The following is a 17,194-nucleotide window of genomic DNA, read 5'->3' on the forward strand; positions in this document are numbered from 1 at the left end:
TAAATCATGAAGCATTATAAAACAATCACGGAACTTTATACTACAAATGGTTTTCTTTCGCCAGAAAATCCGATGTTAGGTTTAGTAACGTTTGAAGATATAAAGGGTTGCCAGTTTGTAGAAACCGAGTTTACCTTGGGCTTCTACAAAATAGCTTTGAAGAAGGTTAAGTCGGGCAATGTGATGTATGGCAAAACAAAGTACGACCATGAGAACGGTTCTATGTTTTTCCTAAAACCCAATCAAATCGTGCAGATGAATGACATAGAGCTTACTGAGAAAGGTTTTATGATTTATTTTCATGAAGATTTTTTAGTCAATCATCCATTACATTCAAGCATTCAGAAATACGGTTATTTTGATTATGAAGCCAATGAGGCATTGCACATTTCACCGAGTGAAGAAGAAACACTTTGGGATTTGTTCAATAAAATAAGGAGCGAATATTATAATAATCAAGATGAGTATAGCAGAGACATTATGCTAACCCATATCGACTCTATTTTAAAATATTCCCAACGTTATTATAAACGTCAGTTTTTAAATCGGACAGTACTTTCGGGTACAACAGTTTCGAAATTTACCAATCATTTAAAAGCATATTTTGATAGTGGCAAACTTAAAGAAGAGGGATTGCCAACGGTAAAATATATGGCATCTGAATTATTCTTGTCAGCAAGGTACTTGAGCGATTTATTAAAACAGGAAACGGGCAGAACGGCGTTAGACCATATACACATTGCATTGGTAATGGAAGCAAAAAACCTGCTGATGAGTACCGACAAAACTGTTGCCGAAACAGCGTATCAATTAGGATTTGAAAATCCACCATACTTTTCAAGGCTTTTTAAAAAAGAAGTAGGAGTTACACCTACTGAATATAGGGAACAGTTTTTAAATTAAAAGGATATCTTTAAATCTTCTGCATGACAAGCCAAACTGGCGTAGTTTCTGTTTGCTGAAACTTACGCCAATTTGTGTCGCTCACCAATTAAGTAAAACATTTTAAGAAAGCGTTGAATGATAACTCGTATTATCATTTTAATATTACTTTGAACCAAATTCCTAAGGAGAAGGGACCAATAACATTGCATCGGCAACTGCTTTTGTTCCGTTCGGTTTGATTTCGATATATGGCCGGTTACTGCCCGAAAATGAATATTTGCCAAGGCTCACCCATTCTCCCGAAGTTTGACCAAGCACTTTCACATCGGCACTTTTTATCAAAATGGTTTTGTAGCCTTTGCCATCAAATATTTTAACAACCGTTTCTATATCTGGCGATCCGGCTTTCGGATAGTAGGCATAAACATTATATTTTCCGTTTGTAGCTATTCCCGGGCTATACCGTACAGATCTGCTGGTGTCTGCGTCCTCTTTGGCCTCAAAATAATCAGGGCCATAACCACCTTTTTTTTGCACCGTCCAGTTTCCTTTTATCTGTACTTTATCCGTGTTGTTGTTGTCAATCAGGATGTCGGGGGTACTTCCATCGGCCAGGGGATTGCTTTTTAATTGCTGCTGCAAACGGCTTACATCGATTTTTTGAACCGAAAGTTTGCGGTCTATCGCCTGAACAGCGGCCATTGCCGAAGATTGCCCAAGTACCATAAAAACCGGTTCCATCCTGATGGAACCGTAAGCAATGTGCGTAGCAGAAAGGCATACCGGAACAATGAGATTTGAAGCTTCACTTTCTTTTGGTATGATTGCCTGGTAGGAAATAGGGTATGGGCCAAATCCGCCTTCTTCTACGTTGCCTTCATTTTTGACCATACCATTAACCACCAGCCTGTCGCAATTGTGCGAATCCATCGTATAGGCTGCCATCCCGACTCCATCTGTTACAATTTCCTTGCCCTGACAGTGGTGCTGGGTCATTACAAGGGTGCCAAGCATTCTTCTCGCTTCCCTCACATAGAGCTGATGAGACCAGTTGCCGTTATTTGTATATTCATCTTTAGGGTATCCCCATTGGCTGATCTCCGTTCGGATATGTTCTGGAACTCGGGTATCGTGGCCAACAAAATAAAGCAGTCCCTTTGTGTAATTGGTATGGGCTTTCCAGATCTGTTCGCGTTTGTTATAATCTGCATCGGGATATTCCCAGTTCATCCCGATCATGTCGGTTGAAAAACCGTTTCTATTGTTGATATCGGTCTTTTGATTAGGCATCCCGCTCCAGATAAAAACATCCTGAAGGGACTTCCAGTTTCTTTTTTCCATCTGTCTGATGAGCAGCTCATAGCGTTCGGGAACATAATCTTCAGGCTCGGTGATCGGGATCATATTGGCGGGGTTATTGGTGAGACAAATCCTGAAATTATAGGCCTGTACCTTTTTATCTCCGCTGCCTTTGTCGATCAGTTTACTTGGAGTAATCCCCCAAAGTAGTCCGCTGGACGGATCCCCTTTAACTTTATAAGGATCTATACCGTCCGGAAGCTGATGTCCGTTCATGAGCTGTACACCATTGAAGGTTTCATCGTAAGTGCTGTTTGCTTCACGCCCCACCGTATAGGATATCCCTGCTTTAGCCATCAGATCTCCCTCATAAGAGCAGTCGATAAATACTTTTGCCCTTACGGTGCCCACTTTCTTTTTTGCCGGATTTTCCAGCGTAATGGCTGTTATCAGGCTTCCTTTTTTTTCTACCCCTGTAATCCTGTTTTCGTAGAGGACAGGTACCTTTGCTTTTTTGATGTACTCGTTAAAGAGATTTTCAGCAACGTGGGGTTCAAAGATCCATTGCTCAAACTTGCCATAATGTTTGCCTATCCTTCGGTAAAAATCGAGGGCAAGGCCACTAATGGCATATTTATTTCCAATATCTGTCAGGCCCAGCCCCCCAGAGCTCATTCCGCCCAGGTTTTTTCCGGGCTCGATCAATAGAACGGATTTTCCCGATCTGGCGGCAGTGTAAGCTGCTATAACTCCTGAAGAGGTTCCACCATAAATGCAGATATCATAGTTTCTATACAATGAGCTTTGTGCTTTAAGACCTGTTAAAGGGCATATGAATGCGAGTAAAATGTATACAAGAATATTTTTCATCATCAGTATTTGGGGTTTTGAATGAGTTTCGGGTTGGTAACGGTCTCTATATTCGGAATCGGCCAAAGGTAATCTCTTCCGGTATCGAAAACACGGACTTCAATCACCCTAAGTTCTGTCCTGTTTGGTACAGCGCTGTAATCGGCCAGACCGTTTTCATCAATCTGTGGTGCGGCTACCAACAAACCTTTTTGAACCCTGCCATAAAAGTTTCCGGTCATCGCTTTATCGGCAATTTTCCACCTGCGCAGATCAGAAAGCCTGAATCCCTCCATGGCAAGCTCATACATCCGTTCTTTACGGACCAGGCTTCTGAACTCTACCATTGTTTTTCCAGTTGCGATCGGCGGCATGTTAACGCTAGGCCGGGTTCTTACCAGGTTTATGGCGTCATATACAGACTGATCAAGCTGTCCGAGTTCATTTTTTGCTTCCGCATAAATCAACAGTATCTCTGCATATCTGATCTGGATCACATTGAGTTCTGAATTTGTCCGATCGGCCTTATCTTCCAGATCAACATATTTTTTCCAGCAGTAGCCGGTAAAAGTAGCGAAAGCATTCAGGGCATCCTGGTTATCTACGCGTGTAGCAGGAGTGGTATTGTAATTCCAGCATTTTACGCTGTCTCTGTGTGTTTCAAATTGATAGTTGTAAAATATAGAACCCGGAACTGCTATGGTAAAACCAAGCCGGGGATCTCTGTTTTTGTATGGGGATGTAGGGTCGTATAGGGGAGACTTATCAATATTGAGCCCATCTGTACATGGATAAGCATCTACCAGAGACTGGGACGGTACTTTATTGGTGAAACCCAATCCATTACGCGACACCAGGTTATTGGGGGTGGAATGCATTTTTGTTTTTGAAGCCTTCAGGTATTGAAAAGCCCATATGATCTCAGGCGAGTTTTGTCCGGCGTAAGAAAACAGCGTGCCGAAATTATTGTGCAGGCTATAAATTTTCAGGTCCATAACCGCTTTTGCAGCTTCTGCCGCATCTGCCCATCTCTCATTGTTCAGGGCAGCTCTGGCTTTAATGGCCAGCGCGGTGCCCCTGGTTGCCCTTCCTACATCTGCAGCGCCATAGCTAACAGGGAGATCAGCGGCTGATTCTGTCAGTTCTTTGAGCACAAAGTTCAGCACTTCAGCTTTCGGGGTTTTGGGTAGTTGTGAATCTTCGAGTGTTAGCACCTTGGTAACCAAGGGTACGCTCCCGAAATAATCAATGAGGTACTGGTAAGTGTAGGCACGCATGAAACGTGCTTCAGCTTTACTTCTGTTGTAGATGGCAGTGGTGGCCTTATCTTTTACTTTGTCGATATTGTCCAAAATGAAATTACATTTGGCAATTACTTTGTATCCCTCTGTCCATACGCTCAGAGAAAAACCGTTATTGCTATCCTGGTTCCCCTTGCCCAAACTCTGAAGTGCGCTGTTGTTCCGGTCCCAGCCAATATCGGTACCGTTATCTGTGAGCAGGTTAAGCGGCATATTATCCAAAGGGGCATAACTTGCATAACGGTAAAGCCCGTTTACCGCCAGTATCAGTTCATCCTGGTTGCTGAAGAATGTTTCATCAGAGGGGCCACTCAAAGGGCTCTTATCCAGATAGTCCTTTTGGCAGGATAATAATGCTGTAAATAAAACAGCAAAGATCAAGTAGTATATTTTAGTTTTCATCTGTTCTGTTTTTAAAATGTGGCTTCTAAACCGAAACTATAAACCTTAACCTGAGGGTATATATTCCCACCGCCAACTGGCGCTTCTACATCATATCCTTCCCAGAACCTGTCGAATGATGACAGGTTAGACCCGTTTGCAAAAATCCGAAGCCTTTTAAGTGCAACTTTCTGGGCAACACTAACTGGTAGAGTGTAACCTATCTGTATGTTTTTTATCCTCAGGTATGATGCATCTTTTAAAAAGAAGGTAGAAACCTGTTCGTTATTGGTTTCGCCGAAAGCAAGGCGCGGATATTTGGCATTTGGATTGTCCGGTGTCCATCGGTCTTTGTTATCCTCCCTGATGGTTCCGCCTATTGCGCCGCCAACATTAAATGGCAGGATTCCTGGACCTGCTAGGTAGCCATTTGCTTTGCCAACCCCTTGAATTAATACCGAAAGGTCAAAACCTTTGTAAGAACCGCTCAGGGTTGAAGCATAGGTGAATCTTGGTATGGTGCTGCCGATTACAATTTTATCGGCCTCATTGATCAGGTTATCGCCGTTCTGGTCTTTATAGCGGATATCTCCGGCCTTTACCGTACCAAACTGTTTGGCATGGGCAGCAACCTCCGCGTCAGAAGCAAAGAGTCCCTCAGCCTGGTAACCGAAAAGAGAACCAATGGAATAACCTTCACGGTTTACCGTTAATCCCGTCTGATTGACACCTTTTGTGTCTACGATAGTGTTTTTTACATCTGAAACGTTGAAGCTGACATTATAATTAAAATCCTTTATTTTTCCTTTGTAAGCAAGCCCGAGCTCCCAGCCGTTATTATCAACAATACCGGCATTTTGAAAGGGCTTGCCTACGCCAACTATTAATGGAATGTCCAACTGAAGTAGTATATCACTTGTTCTCCGTCTATAGTAATCTGCAGTTATGCTCAGGTTGTTGAAAAGGGTAAGGTCTATACCGATATTTTTTTCTTCCGTTTTTTCCCATGAAATCATCTTGTTTGCCAGGTTATTTAAGGCGGCAGTATTTACAATCTGTTTTCCAAGGGTATACGATTCAAGCAGAATTGTGGTTACAGAAGGGTAGGTACCAATATTCTGGTTGCCCAATTTTCCCCATGAAAGCCTTAGTTTTGCTTCGTTGACCACTTTTTTTAAGCCAGCCATAAAGTTTTCTTCCGAGATGCGCCAACCTGCAGATGCAGATGGGAAAAAGCCATATTTGTTTCCCGATGAAAAGCGCGAGGAGCCATCATAACGGGCATTGACTTCTAGCAGGTACTTGTTTTTATACACATAGTTAAACCTGCTGAACAGCGATTGTAATGCCCATTCTTCTTCACTGCCTGTTGCCTGTTGGTTTAGGGCCGAACCGGCGTTCAACACCGGATAATCTGGCAGGATGTATGTATCACGGAAGGCATTGGTCCATTCATTGAAATAATCCTCGCGTGATGCCCCTACTAAAAATTTTAAGCTGTGGCTGCCAAGTACTTTTGAAGCAGTAATGGTTGCACGTATGTTGTTAAAGAATGATTCACTCTTGTTTTGCGAGAGTGAAGTTAGGGCAGGGGTAAGGAAACTTGTAGCGCCATTTGGCAGATAGGATTGGATTGCCTTTCTGAAATTTTTTGATGAGGATAGCGCATATTTTGGTGAATACGCGGCCTCAGCTTCCAGCCATTCTACAGGTTTGTAAGTCAGGGTAGCATTAATGCTCCCAAAAGGCCCCCTGGTGCGGTTGGTGCCGCCATCTTTACTGGCCGAAATCGGATTAGAACCGTTCCATCCAACACCCCACTGGCCGCTTTGGTTGATGCCGATCTGATTTGCAGGGATTCCATTCATCCATTGGAAAATTTCACTCGAAGAGGCTGCAGGATCGGTGGTGATGGCATTTACAAACTGCAGATCCACTCTTGCTTTCAGCTTATCCGAAAAAGTAATGTCTGCATTGTTCCGGATGGTATAGCGTTTGAAGCTCGAATTTTCAATAATCCCTTTCTGATCAAAAAGGCCGAAAGAACCCAATAGCCTTACTTTTTGGGTGCCACCTTGGATGGTTAGAAAATGGCTTTGCTGTAAGCCTGAGCCGGTTAAGGTTTCTTTTTGCCAATCAGTATTTGGATATAGATCGGAACTAACTCCACCTTGCTCGCGGTATTTTTGTATCAGTGCTTCAGAATATAGTGGAGTACGTCCTGTGTTCACATAGGCCTCATTGGTCAAAAGCATGTGATCCAGTGCATCAACCAGATTTGGCATATTCGTTGCTTCCTGCCAGCCGATATAGTTATTGTAAGATACATTTACCTGATCGGCAACTGCCCTTTTTGTGGTGATCAGAATTACGCCGTTTGCGGCCCTCGAGCCATAAATAGACGACGAGGCAGCATCTTTTAAAATGGATACAGATTCAATCAGATTGGGGTCTATGTTATTCATAGAGCCTTCTATGCCGTCAATCATTACAAGGGGATTCGAATCGAGAAAATTTCCGATGCCCCTTATCCTGATGGTTCCAGCGTCACCTCCAGGTCTTCCAGAACTCTGCCTCACGGTAACGCCGGGTGCCATTCCCTGCAACGAGGCAGAAGTCTGTCCCATGGGCCGCGCGGCAAGGTCTTTGCCCGAAACCTGTGAAACCGCGCCGGTAAGGTTTACCTTTTTCTGGGTGCCGTAGCCCACAATCACAACATCGTTCAGATTTTCATCAAGGGGCAGGAGTTTAATGTTTATCCGGCTTTCCGCTCCAACAGGTATTTCTTGTACTGCAAATCCTATGTATGAAAATATCAGGACATCTCCTGGATTGGCATTGATTTTATACTTACCGTTTTCATCAGTCACGGTTCCGCCATTACTGCCCTTTATTTTTACGCTCACCCCCGGAACCGGTTTACTGGTTTCATCGGTAACAACGCCCGTCCGGTCTTCTTTTTTTTGTTCCCCAATAGGCTTGTTTTGAATGCGCTCTTCACTCTTTTCGGGAGATGTAGCCTTTTGCAGTACAATGTAGGTCTCTTTTAAAACCCATTCAAGCTTTTTTCCCTTTAAAGTCAGGTTCATCACTTCGGGAAGCTCAGCTTGTTTAAAATTGACGGAAATTTTCTCAGAATCATCGAGGAGCTTATTGCTGTAGAAAACAGTAAAGCCGGTTTGTTTTTTGATTGTCCTGAATACAGATGCGATTGTAATGTTTTTGCCTTCAATACTGATTCGGCCTATTGTTTGGGGGCTTGCCCCGGTAATGAGGATGAACAGCAGCATGAAAGCAACCGGCAAAGAAATCCGGCCCGTTCGGGTAAGGTTTTTGTTCATAACAGTTAAAGTTTATATTGGTTTCCCTTAAGATGCAGCTTTAACCAAAATGGGTGAACGGAACCTGAAAAAATTATCTGAATGTTAATATTCCGCTTTCCAGTTTAGCCTTTATGCCTGAAGATAACTCTAAATTTGATAGTACAACATCCAGCGGAAGTTTTTTGTCAATTTCGCCGGTAAATGTCTGTTCTGATACAGCAGGGGATTTCCAGTCGATTTTTACATCGTACCAACGACTGAGTACCTGTGCAATTTCGGACAGGGACTGGTTATGGAAATAATAAGTGCCATTTCGCCAGGAAAGTACTTCCTGAGGGTCAAAAGGTTTGATGATGAGTTTCTCATTACCGTAGCTTACCTGTTGATTTGGCTTTAACATGATGGATTCATTTCCGTTAGTGGCCGAAACTGATCCGGTTATAAGGGATGTGGCAAAATTTTTCACATTATAGGCATTAACATTGAAAGAAGTACCATGAACCTTGATGTCCGCAAATCCGGTATGTACGATAAATTCCAATTGTGGATTGTGGGACACTTCAAAATAAGCTTCCCCTGTTAAATAGACTTCCCTTGTTTTTTTATCAAAGCTGTAGGGAAAGCGCAGACTGGAAGCAGAGTTCATCCAAACTTCCGTACCATCGGGCAGGGTAATCTTGTAATCTTTAGTTGGTGGTACGTGCAAGGTTGCCCAGTCTTTATTGCCAGCTCCTGCAGGTGCATAACTTAATTCTTTTTGTTTGGTGTGTACTGTGGCACCGTCCATGTTGATGGTACGGCCTGCTGTGAGTTCGATTATCTTGCCATTATCTGTTTTGAGATATACCTGTTGCTGTACAGTACCTTTCTCTTGAGGCGTTAACTGCTGCTTATTAAAAAAATACCATACCAAAGGCAATCCGATAAGTAACATTGCAGCGGCGCTGATATATCGCCGGTTCCGCTCATAAAAGGATCTAACTGGTATTTCCGGAAGGTGAGTCTCAACATTTTCCCATGCTCTTGTTTCGTCAAGACCTGAGAGGAAAGATGCTGTACCAGGTCTTTTCATTTTTGATTTCAGGTCTTCCCAGAATTTTCTGGTATCGGGGTCTGCCAGAATCGCTTTTTCAGCAATAAAGTCATCGCCCTCACTTATTGTGCCTGCAATCTTTTCAAATAAAAGCCCTTTTATAAAATCCTCGTTATATTCCATCACTTATTTATAGATGCAGTTATAGTATCATTAGGTGAACGCTCATCTGAATGTGATTAATTTTTCCTGTAACATTTTAACCGCAAGCTTCAAATGTGTCTTTATTGAATTAACAGAAAGTCCCATTTCATTGGCTGCGTCCTGATATTTTTTATTTTCCATGTAAACCAGCTTAAATGCTTTTTGGCGCTGGGCAGGAAGCTCGTTAAGGGCAAGGTTAATGGTATTTTCGTTACCGGTCTGTTCTGATTGTTCAATATCCTCCTCCAGATTTATCCTTTCGGTATATTCATCCATTTTTTGCTGGGTAACTTTTCTTGTCCTTAAGGCCATCAGGCATTGATTGTGCACAGCCCTGAAAAGGTAAGCCTTAAGTGAACTGTTTACAGACTGGTAATGTGATCTTTGCCACATGGAAATAAACAGGTTTTGGACCAGATCTTCTGCTTCCATCTCGTCTTCCAGCATCATGTATGCTTTTAGCGCGAGTGGTTTGTAATATTTTTTAAATACCTGTTCGTAGGCAGTCTTTTTGCCGTTCTTGAGGTCATTCAATAATATTTGGTCAGTGATCTCCATTAATGTAGATTAAAGCAGGCGATAAATATATACTTTGAAATTCAGAAAAACAAGAAAGGCTTGGTACTAAGCATGATGCAACTTTTCCACTATTCGGATTGAGGATTTAAACCTCGCTGATATTTTTTGTACAGTTGTAATTATGGCTTATAGTAAGAGAAAGTCTGGTTATGGCCGTTGCAGCACTTTAATTTGGATCGTTGAGCAATTAGCTGAAAAAGTAAATGTTTAAACACAATAACACAGTTTTATGAATAGAATAATTTTTAAGCGTATAAATTGTTATGCCATCGTTGCCGGAAGTTGAAAAATTATCAAAGTCGTAAAATTTGTTAAATGTTTGTAGGGGATGTTAAGATAATATAATTTTGTCTACTAATACTATAGATTTAATATATTATGATATCCGAAACTTTACTTATCCCCTTAATCCGACCTCTAATAAATTCTGCAATAACTTTGGTTGCTGTTGTTGAACCTGGTTTCCTCTAATTTTTAGTCTCTTCCTGAATTTTTTATTTTTTTTAATGACCATGTGGAAGGGAAATAATCAAACCTAAGTAGATACGCTAAAGTTATGACCTCTGTATAATCTTAACATGATATGGGAATGGAATAAAGGAGTGACTGACCGAAGTGGAAATGTTGAATGGATAAATAAGATCAATTAAAAACACAATACCCAAAGGTATAGAAAGGAGTTTGCAAAAATAGGATAGTTACTGCATATAAATAAGGGAAAATGCAGGAATGCATTCTCCCCAGATTTCGACCATTGCCGGAGATCAATTGGCGTTGCATCCCGTCAGTTTATTCAATGATCATGTCAAAATTATGAATTCTGCACGGGAATTTTTCATATTCCTAAAGCTTGTTGCAGTTTCATGATTGGCATAAAACAATATAAATTATGAAAATAAGCGGAAAGTCCTGGAAGGACTCGCATAATACACCTTTGTTAAAAATACTTTTATTACTCTGCCTAACGGGAATTCTTCTGATTTCCTCCGTACTGCAGGCCAGGGCAAAAAGAAGCGGCGAAGGACAAAATATTAACCTCCTTTCTCATTCAAAGATAGCACTTGTGGCAAATTTGACAGCATATAATTTTCCTGGTTCTTTTGAGATTTCAAATATCTCTGATCTACGCTCGCAGACTGTTACAATTAAGGGAAAAGTAACAGATGAAAAGAACCTTCCCCTGCCTGGGGTAAGTGTTAGGCTCAAGGGAACTGCCCAGGTGGTATCAACAAATCCCGATGGCGAATTTCAACTGGTTACCGAGCTAAATCAGCCTACTTTGGTTTTTACCTATGTAGGTTATAAAACACAGGAAGTGTTTTATAAAGGCCAGCCGCTTTCCATAAAACTTGATCCGGATCAAAGTAAGCTTGAAGAAGTACTTGTGGTAGGATACGGTACGCAAAGAAAAAGTGATGTATTAGGCTCAGTAGCCACTTTTAATGCAAAAGCTGTAGAAGAAAAGCCGATATCAAGAGTTGAGCAGGCGCTTATCGGCCAGATGGCCGGCGTTCAGGTAAGGCAGCAAAGCGGCACGCCCGGAGCTGGTTTAAGTATTCAGGTACGCGGGGCTGGCTCAATCACGGCAGGTAATGAACCCCTTTACGTATTGGATGGCTTTCCTTTGGATGTAGCCAGTCAGAATGCCTCAGGAGGTATTTCGAACAGTCCACTAGATAATCTTAACCCAAACGATATCGAGAGTGTTCAGGTATTAAAAGATGCCGCTGCGGGAGCCATTTACGGTTCGCGTGCGGCGAATGGGGTAGTAATTATCACAACCAAAAAAGGTGTTTTGGGGAAACCAAGAATTAGTGTGAATGCCAACGCAGGTATTAGTTCGGTAGCCAGAAAGATAGATATGCTAAGTGCTGATGAGTGGGTTGCCCAGGCAACAGAACTTGCCAACGCTGCATGGGTAGCCTCTGGTACAGGAAGAACTGCTACTCAAACCAATGCTGAAAGAGCCGCTATTTTAGGCCTTGCTCCAGGTACTATTAACACCTCTTTTATGACTGATCCGAGATGGGCACAGCCTGGACACCCCGGCCTTGATTATGTAGATTGGCAGGATGCCATCTTTACCAATGCACCTTATCAAAATTACGAGGTTTCAGCAAGCGGAGGATCAGAAAATGTGACCTACTTTATTTCAGGTAACGTACTTAACCAAAACGGAACGTTGATTAATTCCAATTTTAAGAACTATGGTTTAAGGGCCAATGTGGAGGCCAATGCCAGTAAGAAGCTTAAATTCGGGATCAACCTTGCGCCATCTTATTCTGTTAATAATGCACCTCCGGGGGAGGGTAAGGATAACCAGCTCATGAATGCTTTACAGATGGTGCCTGTAGTTGAAAGTTCGGCAGGCTTAAATTCTGGTGCCTATGGAAACAGTACTTACACCTGGGGGAGCCCAAGGCTGATTAGCCCGTATGCCTATCTGGAAACCGCGATGAACAAGGTGAAAACCTCGAGATTATTGGCTTCCATATATGCAGATTACCAAATAATTAAAGGCCTTTCAGTAAGGTCGAGCGTAAATTATGATAACATTGATCGAAATACTTCAAAATATACATCCGATCAGGTTACCGTTGGTGCAGCATCGGCCCTGTTAACCAATCCCGGTCTTTACTCAACAGGCTCTTACGCGGTAACTAAGAAACAAAACTTTCTTAACGAAAATACCCTTAATTATACTACAACAATTGCCGGTGTCCACAAGATTTCTGCCATTGCAGGGGTGTCGTACAATATAGTGCATACCGAAGGGGTGAGCCTTGCAACGGCCGGAGGTTTTGCCAACGATATCATCAAAACCCTAAGTAATGCCATTGCCAACGCTGCAGGGGTAACCACTACAGGAACGTCAACTGCAGCTAATAATACCTTATTCTCTTATTACAGTAGGTTACAGTATGCTTTTAAGGATAGATACCTTTTATCTGGTACCATCAGAAGAGATGCCTCTTCTAAATTTGGATCCGAAAACCGCTGGGGAACCTTTCCTTCGGTATCTGCCGGATGGAAAGTTTCAGAAGAGCCTTTTCTTAAAGATGTTAAGGCCATTAGTGAGTTAAAACTAAGATTAAGCTGGGGTAAATCGGGCAACAACAACATTGGCGACTATAATGCCATAAGCACCCTGGTAAATTCGAATTACGTATTTGGTGGCAATACACCAACAACGGCTACAGGGCAGGTGGTTTCGGGGCTTGCCAATAAAGCGCTGAAATGGGAAACATCCAACACCTATGATCTTGGTTTAGACCTCAGCCTTTTGGCCAACAGAATCAATTTCACCTTCGATGCCTATCATAAAAAGAATACAGATCTACTGCTAAACCTGCCCGTACTATCAGCAAGTGGCTTCAGTACAAGTTTGCAAAACATAGGTGCGGTGGTAAATAAAGGATTCGAATTTGGGCTGAATACGGTAAACGTTAAAACAGCCAATTTCACCTGGACAATGAGCGCCAATATTGCCTTTAACAAAAATGCGATAACCGATCTTGGCCCAACACATGCCGATATCGAAATCGCTTCTGCCTATAGCGGTAGCAATGCACCATATCTGCTGAGGGAAGGACTCCCTGCTTTTAGCTATTACATCACTAAAACCGATGGAATTTTAACGGCTGCTGATATTGCCAATCCGGCTGTGGCAAAAGTATCCGGACAGAAAGTTGGCGACGCGAAATACGTTGATACCAATGGCGACGGAAAAATCAGTGCTACCGACAGGGTAGTTGGCGGACAGCCTTCTCCCAAATATACCTGGGGTTGGACAAACAATTTTAAATATGGGGATTTCGACCTTGGTATACAGCTATATGGTCAGCATGGAGGGTCGATACTTTCATATCTGGGCCGCGCAATCGACTTTTCAGGAAGTACAACCGCAAATGTTCTTGGGGTATGGAGAGACCGCTGGACTACAGCAGACCCCAATCCGGATGCACCAAGGGGTAGACTGGGCGCAAATTATACTTATCCAAACGTAACCTCTGATTGGGTTTATTCAAGCGATTTCTTTCGGGTACAGAACATTACTTTGGGCTATAACCTTAAGGGATTGATCAAAACCCCTGGCATTTCCTCGGCACGAATATTTGTAGCACTCGAAAACTATTTCTCTCATGATAAATATAAGGGGGGAGCGAATCCAGAGGCACAGAATACGAACGTAAGTGGCGATGCCAGCTATGCAATATCAGGCGATTACGGTTCCGCACCATTAAGTAAAACAGCTTCAATTGGAATAAACATTGGCTTTTAGCAGAATAAAATGAAAACGAAAATATACTTAACCCTTTTCTCCGCAATACTGCTGTTGGGCAGTTGCGAAAAACAATTAAATCAAACACCAGAGTCGAGTTTGGCTACAGCGAATTTTTTTACCAATAATAACGACTTTCTTCAGGCTGTAAATGGGGTGTATGCCCAGTTGAGCAATTATCCAAGTCAGGCATTGTGGCTTGGTGAAATGCGCAGCGACAACTTAAATGCGACTTCTGATGGTAACCGCGATTGGGACGGGATCAATAATTTTACACCGAGTATTACCACAACAGGATTTATCACTACTGCCTGGAAAGCCAACTTCAATGGCATATATAATGCGAATACTGTTCTGGCAGCTTTAGAAACCAAAGGAAGTGTGCTTACTGCCGCAAATGCAACAAGGTATGCCGCCGAAATCCGTTTCTTAAGGGCATTCTATTATTTTTCCCTGGTAAGGACTTTTGGCCAGGTGCCATTAATATCGACGGTAAAGAGCGCCGCGGAAGTAGCAAGCATTCCACGTAGTCCGGTAGTTGATGTTTATGCACTGATCGAATCTGATCTGCAGTATGCAGCGGCCAATCTACCTGCAGCTTTTACCGGAACTGACCTTGGAAGACCAACTTCCTATGCAGCAAAAGGACTGCTGGGATTGGTTTATCTTACCAAATCGGGCCCAACATTTGGTATAAACGGACCTGGCCTTAACAGCAATGAATATGACAAGGCTGCTGCTTTGTTCGATGCAGTGCTTACCGGAAGCCCTTACAGTTTTGCCTCCAATTACGCATCAATATTTTCTTACACCAACGAAAACAATAGTGAAGTGGTGTTTGATGTACAGTTTGCCTCGAGCTTAAACGGAGCAGGTTTTCCTTCCCATTTGGTACCTGTAGCTTATTGGACCAGTAATGGTATTTCCAATAGTTTTGGAAATGGTTATGGAGCCAGTACTTTTCCGGTATCAAAAAGCTTGGTCACTTCGTACACCACCAATACGGTAAGCGGCACCGATGTGCGATATCCTTTCAATGTGGCCACCACCTATACCGCTGGTCCTTTTATCAAAAAATACATCGATGTGGCCAAAAAGGGCTTATCGGGACGAGACTGGCCGATTAATTTTATCGTGCTGCGTTATACCGATATCTTGCTTATGAAAGCCGAGTGTATCCTTCATGGTGCAGCAGGTGCTCAAAGTGATGTAGACGCGGCAGTGAACAGGGTGAGGGCCAGGGCCGGCGTAGGTGCATTATCGAATGTAAATATTCAGACCCTGATGCAGGAGCGGCAAAGGGAGTTTTTAGGCGAAGGGCTCCGCTGGAACGACCTTGTGCGCGAAGGCCTAGCCATCTCGCAGATGAATGCCTGGAGAGTAGCAGATGCGATTACGAAAATTAATGAAATTGTACCGAACTATGTCATTTATCCGGTGCCTGCTGCAGAAATTCAGACTGCACCTGGCCTTTATACTCAAAATCCGGGCTATAACTAGTATATTATGTATATTATGGGAGGAATAAGATTTCAATTCAATAAAATGATCAAAAGAAGTTTAATCATCATAGGTTTTTCGTTGTTGTATAGTGGAGCAACATTTGCCCAGCGAAAGGCTGGGCAAAAGCCCAACATTGTTTTTATTTTGGCTGATGACCTGGGTTATGGAGATGTTGGTGTTTACGGGCAAAAACAAATCCTCACGCCAAACATCGATAAGCTGGCCAATGAAGGAACGCGGTTTACCGATTTTTATGCCGGTGCACCAGTATGTTCACCCTCACGTGGATCTATTCTTACAGGCCTCAACACCGGGCATGCTACGATTAGGGGCAATGCAACCGAACAGGGAGGGCTTGCAGGGAAGAAAGGAAAAAATGTGGTGTACCGGGCAAATCTTACCAAGGATGATTATACTATAGGAAACCTGATGCAGGATGCTGGTTATCATACCTCGCTGGTTGGAAAATGGCATGTGGATGGATACGATTCGCTCGCTACACCTCTACAAAGGGGCTTCGATAAATTTTCGGGATGGCTGATTAATATTCCTTCAACTTATGCAAGCACCTATTGGCCTGATCACCGTTACATTAATGGAAAACTTGTAACAGTTGAGCCTAATACCAATGCAAGAAAAGGCTATTATGAAACCAATATCTGTACAGATGAAGCACTGGCTTACCTGGAGACCCAGAAAGATAACAAAAAGCCTTTCTTTTTAATGTTGAACTTTAATAATCCGCATTCACCGCTGGATGTGCCAGACCAGGCGATTTATAAGAATAAAAACTGGCCTGAAGATATGAAGACCTATGCGGCTATGGTGTATTATTTAGACCAGTCGGTAGGTAAAATAAAAGATTACCTGATCAAAAGCGGCCTGTCTGAGAATACGATTGTATTTTTTGCATCCGATAATGGCCCAAGGTCGGAGCCGACCAGTCAGCTGAAAGCGGTATCCGAATTTTTTGATTCGAACGGTAAACTTAAAGGGTACAAAAGAGATATGTACGATGGAGGGATCAGGATTCCGTTTATCGCATGGGCGCCCTTTATTAAAAATGCGCCGAAAACAAGTGATGTGCCGGGCTATTTCCCCGATATTATGCCAACTTTTGGAGAGATTGCGGGTAAAACTACTGGATTCCGTACAGACGGCGCTAGTATTTATCCGGTTATTAAGGGCGGCAAGGTTAAAACCGACCGCTTTCTATATTGGGAATTTTTTGAATTGGGCTTTGAGCAGGGTGTGCGTTACGGTCGGTGGAAAGGGGTGAAAAGACATCATAAACTCGAACTTTACGACATTAAAACGGATATTGGCGAAACCAATGATGTGGCTGCTGCCCATCCTGATATTGTGAAGAAAATTGAGGATTATCTTTTAACTGCCAGAACAGATTCGCCTTATTGGACGGTAAAATAAAGGTAGTATTTTCAGTTTATGTTCGATCTTGAACTAACGGTTTATCTGAGCGTAGTCGATTGCTTTTAATATATCGAAAAACGGGTCTTCGACTACGCTCTCCACAGGAGTCCTTTGGACAGACTGA

Annotated in this window: 9 protein-coding genes; 4 read left to right on the forward strand and 5 right to left on the reverse strand. The window is 42.7% G+C overall.

Features of this window, described 5'->3' with window-relative positions; genetic code table 11:
• Nucleotides 1–6: 6 nt before the first annotated feature.
• Nucleotides 7–903, forward strand: a complete 897-nt coding sequence (locus ACTJKN_RS05525; RefSeq protein WP_440823363.1) for a helix-turn-helix domain-containing protein — start codon at nt 7–9, stop codon at nt 901–903.
• Nucleotides 904–1,065: 162 nt separating this feature from the next.
• Here the strand turns inward: ACTJKN_RS05525 and ACTJKN_RS05530 are convergent, their stop codons facing one another.
• The 5 genes from ACTJKN_RS05530 to ACTJKN_RS05550 form a co-directional block, all read right to left on the reverse strand.
• Nucleotides 1,066–3,054 (reverse strand): FAD-dependent oxidoreductase, encoded by a 1,989-nt coding sequence (locus ACTJKN_RS05530; RefSeq protein WP_440823364.1) that lies wholly within the window; start codon nt 3,052–3,054, stop codon nt 1,066–1,068.
• Nucleotides 3,055–3,056: 2 nt separating this feature from the next.
• Nucleotides 3,057–4,736, reverse strand: coding sequence for a RagB/SusD family nutrient uptake outer membrane protein (locus tag ACTJKN_RS05535; RefSeq protein WP_440823365.1), 1,680 nt, complete (start codon nt 4,734–4,736; stop codon nt 3,057–3,059).
• Nucleotides 4,737–4,747: 11 nt separating this feature from the next.
• A complete protein-coding gene (locus tag ACTJKN_RS05540) occupies nt 4,748–8,056 on the reverse strand; it encodes a TonB-dependent receptor (RefSeq protein ID WP_440823366.1) in 3,309 nt (1,102 codons plus the stop codon).
• Nucleotides 8,057–8,129: 73 nt separating this feature from the next.
• Nucleotides 8,130–9,254 carry a FecR family protein gene (locus ACTJKN_RS05545; RefSeq protein WP_440823367.1) on the reverse strand — a complete coding sequence of 375 codons (1,125 nt, stop codon included), beginning with the start codon at nt 9,252–9,254 and terminating at the stop codon, nt 8,130–8,132.
• Between the two features lie 42 nt (nt 9,255–9,296).
• Nucleotides 9,297–9,833, reverse strand: a complete 537-nt coding sequence (locus tag ACTJKN_RS05550; RefSeq protein ID WP_440823368.1) for an RNA polymerase sigma factor — start codon at nt 9,831–9,833, stop codon at nt 9,297–9,299.
• 910 nt (nt 9,834–10,743) lie between these two features.
• On the opposite strand from ACTJKN_RS05550, the gene ACTJKN_RS05555 reads away from it, so the two are divergent.
• From ACTJKN_RS05555 to ACTJKN_RS05565, 3 genes are read left to right on the forward strand one after another with little or no spacing between them, the layout of a single operon-like run.
• On the forward strand, nt 10,744–14,136 hold the full coding sequence (locus ACTJKN_RS05555; RefSeq protein ID WP_440823369.1) for a SusC/RagA family TonB-linked outer membrane protein: 3,393 nt from the start codon (nt 10,744–10,746) through the stop codon (nt 14,134–14,136).
• A 9-nt stretch (nt 14,137–14,145) separates the two neighbouring features.
• A complete protein-coding gene (locus ACTJKN_RS05560; RefSeq protein WP_440823370.1) occupies nt 14,146–15,636 on the forward strand; it encodes a RagB/SusD family nutrient uptake outer membrane protein in 1,491 nt (496 codons plus the stop codon).
• 45 nt (nt 15,637–15,681) lie between these two features.
• Entirely contained in the window at nt 15,682–17,067 is a 1,386-nt protein-coding gene (locus tag ACTJKN_RS05565) for an arylsulfatase (protein ID WP_440823371.1), read from the forward strand.
• The last annotated feature ends 127 nt before the right edge of the window (nt 17,068–17,194 follow it).

It is taken from the genome of Pedobacter sp. 22163, assembly GCF_052045595.1.
Classification (GTDB): domain Bacteria; phylum Bacteroidota; class Bacteroidia; order Sphingobacteriales; family Sphingobacteriaceae; genus Pedobacter.

Bases quoted from the DNA above. Each gene is read 5' to 3' on its own strand.
- ACTJKN_RS05540 (WP_440823366.1), bottom strand. From the start codon at position 8,056: ATGAACAAAAACCTTACCCGAACGGGCCGGATTTCTTTGCCGGTTGCT.
- ACTJKN_RS05550 (WP_440823368.1), bottom strand. From the start codon at position 9,833: ATGGAGATCACTGACCAAATATTATTGAATGACCTCAAGAACGGCAAA.
- ACTJKN_RS05545 (WP_440823367.1), bottom strand. From the start codon at position 9,254: ATGGAATATAACGAGGATTTTATAAAAGGGCTTTTATTTGAAAAGATT.
- ACTJKN_RS05560 (WP_440823370.1), top strand. From the start codon at position 14,146: ATGAAAACGAAAATATACTTAACCCTTTTCTCCGCAATACTGCTGTTG.
- ACTJKN_RS05525 (WP_440823363.1), top strand. From the start codon at position 7: ATGAAGCATTATAAAACAATCACGGAACTTTATACTACAAATGGTTTT.
- ACTJKN_RS05535 (WP_440823365.1), bottom strand. From the start codon at position 4,736: ATGAAAACTAAAATATACTACTTGATCTTTGCTGTTTTATTTACAGCA.
- ACTJKN_RS05555 (WP_440823369.1), top strand. From the start codon at position 10,744: ATGAAAATAAGCGGAAAGTCCTGGAAGGACTCGCATAATACACCTTTG.
- ACTJKN_RS05530 (WP_440823364.1), bottom strand. From the start codon at position 3,054: ATGAAAAATATTCTTGTATACATTTTACTCGCATTCATATGCCCTTTA.
- ACTJKN_RS05565 (WP_440823371.1), top strand. From the start codon at position 15,682: ATGATCAAAAGAAGTTTAATCATCATAGGTTTTTCGTTGTTGTATAGT.